Consider the following 6,095-nt stretch of genomic DNA (forward strand, 5'->3'; position numbering starts at 1 on the left):
TTCATTCGTAGCGAATTAAATCTAGCAAGACTCTGCGCCCCTCTGCGTTTAAAAACGCTACGATTTTAAGTAAAGCTGTACTAAGTTCGCTCTCTTCCTTTGTTTGCATCTTTCCTAAGTCAAAGGCTTTTTAACTTCGCACTGCATCAGCCCCTTCGCTCTTTTGACAAACTTTTCATCAAACGTATAAAATTCAGAACAGTGCTGACTTTGAGCTAGATGAAAAGCATCAGCAAAATCTAAGCCATTTTCATGCCACTGAATTACTTGAACAATTAAACTAAGATTAGTCAGGTAAATATTAGGTAAACCAAACAAGTTTGTCAAAGCTGTACATATCTCATGTGGCTTAAACTTGTATGCAAACCTTAATACCCATTCAGTCTCAAGTATTACGGTATCTGAAATAAAAATATCTTGAGTCTGGAAAATTTCTCTGCTCTTTTGAAACTGTAATTCATCATCTTGAGTCAAAAATCTAACAATTATATTTGTATCAACTGCAATCATGCCACGATTCCTCTACACCTTGGCGAATTGCATTATCCATATCCTCAAGAGTTTTAGGTTTTCCCTGATATTTTAAACAACCTGCTACATCATCTAATTTAGTTTCTGGAAACAGTTTCTTAGGCTTTAAAAGAATTCCATCACCCATATCAATAATAATAAATTCTTGACCTACTTCCCATTGATGAGCTTCCCGCAAAGATTCGGGAATAATTACTTGTCCTTGGGGAGACAATTTGGTAATTTCCATTAGATTAAGAAGTAAAAAACTAAGAGTAATATAAAAATTTTAGCATTTTTGATTATCCCCGTTTCTCCTCTTCCTCTGCGTTCTTTGCGCCTCTGCGGTTCGTAAAAAAAAGGCGAACCCAAAAGTTCGCCAATAACATACTATTATGCTGTTGCTCAATCAAAACTCAAATCTAAATTTTCGCTTCTTCTCTGACCAACTTATCCCAACCCAAATCTTTCAAATTATTATTCCGACGTAGCGGACGAGTCACCAACTCCAACATGTCACGCGCATTCGTAAAGCCGTGAATTTGAGCAAAAGTGAACTCTACCGACCACTTTGTATTAATACCGCGTGCTTCCAACGGATTAGCGTGAGCCATACCAGTAATTACCAAGTCTGGTTTCAACTCATAAATTCGCTGAAGTTGATTGTAATTATCCGGCTTCTCTACAATCCTTGGCAGGGGTGAATTCATTTCCTGGCAAGTTTTCTCCAACAATGCCAACTCAGCAGCTTGATAGCGCTTATCCATGTAGGGAATGCCGATTTCGTGAACCGTCATCCCACAACGGATTAAGAATCGTGCTTGGGAAACTTCCAGCAAGTTATCACCCATGAAGAATACAGACTTACCGCGAATCAGTTTGACGTAATCTTCCAAACCTGCCCAAATTTGAGCTTCCCGTTCATCCAAACCCTTGGGAGTAATCCCAAACACCGAGCAGATTTTCTCAATCCAAGCGCGGGTGCCATCGGGGCCAATGGGGAAGGGTGCGCCAATTAGTTTACATTTGCGGCGGCGCATTAAGGTTGTAGCTGTGCGGCTGAGGAAGGGGTTGACACCAGCGACATAATACCCTTCTTCCAATACTGGCAATTCTGTGAAGCGCTTCGCGGGTAGCCAGCCGGAAACTTTAATGCCTTGTTTCTTCAGTTCCAAGGTTAACTGAGTAACTACGGGGTCGGGAAGGGAGCCAAAGAGAACTAAGGGTGGATGATCTACGTACTCAGACTCATCTTGGGCGACATCTTCTTTCTTTTTACCAAAGTTGAGCAATTTAGCGATCGCATTCCGTTCACTTTTCTCTGTTTCCGCCACTGGAGACTTATCAGGACAACGGTTAGCCATAGCAGCTAATACGGTGTCTTCCCCTTGGGTGAAGGCGTAATCTAGACCATTTGCCCGCGCTACAACGATGGGAATACCGATTTCAGATTCCAGTTTCGGTGCTAAACCTTCCAAATCAGTTTTGATAATTTCCGTGGTGCAAGTACCAATCCAGACAATTACACTAGGATTGCGATCGCGTTTAATCTGCAAGCACAACCGCTTTAACTCTTCATAATCATTCAACTGTGCCGAAATATCCCCCTCTTCCAACTCTGCCATTGCATAGCGGGGTTCAGCAAAAATCATCACCCCCATCGCATTTTGCAGGAAGTAGCCACAAGTTTTTGTCCCAATCACCAAAAAGAAACTATCTTCAATTTTTTGGTATAACCACGCTACGCAGCTAATTGGACAGAAGGTATGGTAATTTCCAGTTTCACATTCAAAGCTTAAAGCTTCTGGTTGTTGAGCGACAGTCATTTTGGTTTTTTCTCCCCTTGATGTTTAACTAATTCGTAATTCGTAATTCGTAATTCGTAATTTTTAGATTTAATTCCTCAACTCTTGGAGAAGCACTCACGAAAATCTATCCGTGGCGTTTTTTTCATTCGGTGTCTAAATAAGAATCTGAAACACTAGTCTTTAATTACGAATTACGAACTTGTACTGAGCGTAGCCGAAGTATTATCAATTACGAATTATTTTAATGGCAGGTCAACCAATTTTAGATTTTAGATTGACAATTTTGGATTGAAGGCTGGGACAACAAAAGTATCCTGTGTCTAACGACAATTTCCCTAATTCCTCATCCAAAACCCCAAATCTAAAACTTAAAATTGTGAGGAACGGCAATAATTAAGCGTTGGGGAAGAGACGGGCAATTTCTGATTCATCAAAAACGCCTGCTGGCAGTTCTTCCCCCAAAAAATCGTTATTTTCTTGAGCCTTTTGCAAAGCTGTTTCATCACCCCAGACATCTGACAACACGTCTTTAAACGCATTCTCATCTAGTGGAGTATCTTCAAGCACTTCGTCATCTAGCTTTACTTCCATTACAGATGTTGCATCTGTATCGAAAGCAATTTCCCCAAACTCATCTGTTTCTAAACTAGAGGTTTCGAGAGACTGATCTTTTGAAGCGTGTCCGTTGGATAAGGAAATATCGCCAAAGTCATTTTCGGTTTCCTCCAACTCGCTGATTTCCAGACTTTCATCCTCAGAATCCACTATTGCGAACTCTTGAACTACCGCCACCGACGCAAAGCCATTTGCATGAGAATGTCTCAATGTTTCTTCTTCAGGCTTTTCGTCAATGACATCTGCTGCTTCTTCTACGTATTTCTCTACATCTGGGTTGACGACAAAGCGATTACCGAGAGCGAAATCTGGGTCAAAATGCAAATCCAGCACCTCAATCAGGGTATCGGCATCAGGATTAAGTTTGGCAAAGGGCAACATTAACTGCGCTAGCTTTGGCTCTAGGGCATTAAGAACTCCCAGGATGAGGTAAGAAGGTGGTCGCTTCCCGCCATCAGGGGTGTACACTGATTCCACTTGCATGTGGAGGGTAATCCAGTCTCGATTATTCTGGAAAAATTGCAACCACTTTTGCTTTATTGAATCTGTAAAGCTGTGAAAGAATGCCATGTTATTGTCCCCCATCCTGAGAACTTGGTGATTTATACAATCATCAAGTCTAGTTCCTCTTCTGAATTAGGAACCTGGGGTTTACCCGGATTTAGATAAAAATCGGATAACAAAGAGAACAACTCCCGATCTGGTGTGTCGTTAGGTACAACACCTTCGGGACGAGCCAAAATTTGGTCGGCTATGTTGAGATAGTAGTCGCAAACGTAGTCTAGGGAAGGATCTTGCTCTGCCATCTCAAACAAAGTTTTCCCTTTCACACGGGAAACACGGATATCTTCAATCAAAGGTAAAACTTCCAAAACTGGCATTGGCACAGCTTCTATATATTTTTCAATCAAGTCGCGCTTGGAGGTGCGATTGCCAATTAACCCAGCTAGACGCAGTGGGTGAGTTCGGGCTTTTTCGCGGACTGAAGCAGCAATCCGATTGGCAGCAAACAAAGCATCAAAGCCGTTGTCTGTAACAATCAGGCAGTAATCTGCATAGTTGAGTGGTGCTGCAAAACCACCACAAACTACGTCACCCAGAACGTCAAAGAGAATTACATCGTATTCATCAAAGGCGTTGAGTTCTTTAAGTAATTTTACGGTTTCTCCTACGACATAGCCGCCACATCCAGCACCCGCAGGTGGTCCGCCAGCTTCTACGCAATCAACACCACCGTAGCCTTTATAAATCACATCTTCGGGCCAGACATCTTCGTAGTGATAATCCTTTTCTTGGAGAGTGTCGATAATTGTCGGAATCAAAAACCCAGTCAGGGTAAAGGTACTGTCATGTTTGGGGTCGCAACCAATTTGCAGCACTTTCTTGCCACGTTTAGCTAGGGCGACGGATATGTTACAGCTAGTTGTGGATTTACCGATACCACCTTTTCCGTAGACTGCTAGTTTCACTGTTGTTTCCCTCTTATAGCTTTTTGTCAAACTTGTGGCTCAAACATTTGCCTTCACCTTTCCTGAGATGGCGATGTGTGAGGTCTGTTGATGTCATTATTGGGCAAATTACCTAGAAAAGAAAGTGGCTCTTAATTTATAAAACGGTTTTATCCGATGAATTAAAACTTAATTATGGGTATTTTGGTTTTCATTAGCTTAAAAGTCTTATTTAGCTCTAAAAATCATCTATAAAAAGTTTTTATTATCTATTTTTATAAAAAGAGTTACAAAAAACAAAAATCTGAAATTGGCTTTTTTGAATGGTTTTCATTGAATTAGCTGATGTTCGTGCAACTTGTTTTCAAGGCATTGAGGCGCAGGGACAATGGCAAAGAGAGGTATATGCAGCCTGATGCTAGAAATACTACTGGAATTTGCGTTAGCGTAGCTCACCGTTCGCGTAGCGTTTCGTAGAGAAGGTATCGCAGATAAATCGCCACTTTTCAGTCGATAGTCAAAGCCATTTAATTGCTGCTTGAGAGTAAGTTAGTGTGATTTTGTAAAAAATTATTAATTTACTAAATTAAAAGGCAGAGCCTCTTGATGAGCATTCCCAGTCAGAGACTGGGAAGGAGGCAGAGGCAAATCAGGACACTTCAGTTTCAAGTCCGTGGATTTCTTGTAATGTTTGCCAGCCAGCTTGCCACTGGGAGTTATCTTGTAATAATTTGGCATTTATCCAGAAACGGACTTTCGGATCGCAAGCAGAAACCATTTCAGCGTAAACCCACTTAGCCTGATTTTTACGATTGACAACTTGAAAGTGCCGCCAGCCATCAACTTTTCGCTGTGCTGTCCACTTAGAACCAACTAGGTAAGGAAATTTTTGTTTTTTAGTCATTTGTCATTTGTCATTTGTCATTTGTCATTGGGGATGGAGAAGAAGCAGGGGAGATATTAGCTGGTGGCAAGGGAGAGAATACAAAACTTACATCTTTCTCCTCTGCACCCTTCCCCCTGCCCCTCTGCCTCTTCATCATCCCCAATTAAGATGTCACCAAATCACCATTACGGGTAAACTTCTGGCAATGCAACTCACTATCTTGCTGGACACATAGCGAAAACCATCTGATATGGCTCCAGCAGGTGTTGATGTTGTTGGTAATTTTGCGCTTTTTCTTAGAAAGGCGTTGTCTTACGATTTCATTAGGGCAAAGAATTTCTAACGTGCCAGTACCATCTTCATCATTGACGATCCGAAATAGACAGTTTTGCAAAATAGCACGGCTACTACTATCGAAGAACCGCTTAAAGCGCTGTAGCTTTTCCCCTTCAGTCATTTGGCTGATGGGTTTTATTTTCAAGAAATCTTCATCCTCAAAGTCAAAGTCATCATCTTCAAAGTCGTAGGGATCAATCATTTTCCATTGGTGTCAACTTCAACTAAAATCCTTTTTCAAATCTCGTTTCCAGCCTTGGAACGCATAACAACACTAGCAATCTTGCCAATACCAAGGTTAGTACCTTTTTAAAGGTACTAACCTTGGTAAAAAAGATTTGGGTGTAACTCAGCTGCTTAAAAAATGCTATAAGTTATTTAAATATCAATTATAGACAACTATATATAAGTGCTACAATACTCATAGGTACTCATATCCAGCCCTCTCAATATTGACAAATAACATATTTTATGGAATTGCTTCACGGGATA

Annotated in this window: 7 protein-coding genes; all 7 read right to left on the reverse strand. The window is 41.1% G+C overall.

Annotated features, from left to right (window positions below; all coding sequences use genetic code 11):
* Positions 1-114: 114 nt before the first annotated feature.
* Positions 115-510 carry a type II toxin-antitoxin system VapC family toxin gene (locus tag HWQ36_RS14620; protein WP_292703870.1) on the reverse strand — a complete coding sequence of 132 codons (396 nt, stop codon included), beginning with the start codon at positions 508-510 and terminating at the stop codon, positions 115-117.
* The gene (locus tag HWQ36_RS14625; RefSeq protein WP_292703873.1) at positions 497-760 is read right to left on the reverse strand and encodes an AbrB/MazE/SpoVT family DNA-binding domain-containing protein; all 264 of its coding nucleotides are present in this window, start codon (positions 758-760) and stop codon (positions 497-499) included. Before HWQ36_RS14625 ends, HWQ36_RS14620 begins: the two co-directional genes overlap by 14 nt.
* A 172-nt stretch (positions 761-932) precedes the next feature.
* Positions 933-2,336 (reverse strand): ferredoxin:protochlorophyllide reductase (ATP-dependent) subunit N, encoded by a 1,404-nt coding sequence (locus HWQ36_RS14630; RefSeq protein ID WP_190891342.1) that lies wholly within the window; start codon positions 2,334-2,336, stop codon positions 933-935.
* 375 nt (positions 2,337-2,711) lie between these two features.
* On the reverse strand, positions 2,712-3,503 hold the full coding sequence (locus HWQ36_RS14635; RefSeq protein ID WP_292703877.1) for a DUF5331 domain-containing protein: 792 nt from the start codon (positions 3,501-3,503) through the stop codon (positions 2,712-2,714).
* A 32-nt stretch (positions 3,504-3,535) separates the two neighbouring features.
* Positions 3,536-4,402, reverse strand: coding sequence for a ferredoxin:protochlorophyllide reductase (ATP-dependent) iron-sulfur ATP-binding protein (gene bchL / locus HWQ36_RS14640; protein ID WP_012410753.1), 867 nt, complete (start codon positions 4,400-4,402; stop codon positions 3,536-3,538).
* Between the two features lie 628 nt (positions 4,403-5,030).
* Positions 5,031-5,285: a TIGR02450 family Trp-rich protein gene (locus HWQ36_RS14645; RefSeq protein WP_289799331.1), complete on the reverse strand. Its 255-nt coding sequence runs from the start codon at positions 5,283-5,285 to the stop codon at positions 5,031-5,033.
* 145 nt (positions 5,286-5,430) lie between these two features.
* Positions 5,431-5,805, reverse strand: coding sequence for a hypothetical protein (locus HWQ36_RS14650; RefSeq protein WP_292703881.1), 375 nt, complete (start codon positions 5,803-5,805; stop codon positions 5,431-5,433).
* Between the last annotated feature and the right edge of the window lie 290 nt (positions 5,806-6,095).

Source organism: Nostoc sp. NMS2, from assembly GCF_017115105.1.
Lineage (GTDB): Bacteria > Cyanobacteriota > Cyanobacteriia > Cyanobacteriales > Nostocaceae > Nostoc.

Coding starts and splice junctions, on each gene's coding strand:
- HWQ36_RS14630 (WP_190891342.1), bottom strand. CDS start 2,336: ATGACTGTCGCTCAACAACCAGAAGCTTTAAGCTTTGAATGTGAAACT.
- HWQ36_RS14635 (WP_292703877.1), bottom strand. CDS start 3,503: ATGGCATTCTTTCACAGCTTTACAGATTCAATAAAGCAAAAGTGGTTG.
- HWQ36_RS14620 (WP_292703870.1), bottom strand. CDS start 510: ATGATTGCAGTTGATACAAATATAATTGTTAGATTTTTGACTCAAGAT.
- HWQ36_RS14645 (WP_289799331.1), bottom strand. CDS start 5,285: ATGACTAAAAAACAAAAATTTCCTTACCTAGTTGGTTCTAAGTGGACA.
- HWQ36_RS14625 (WP_292703873.1), bottom strand. CDS start 760: ATGGAAATTACCAAATTGTCTCCCCAAGGACAAGTAATTATTCCCGAA.
- HWQ36_RS14650 (WP_292703881.1), bottom strand. CDS start 5,805: ATGATTGATCCCTACGACTTTGAAGATGATGACTTTGACTTTGAGGAT.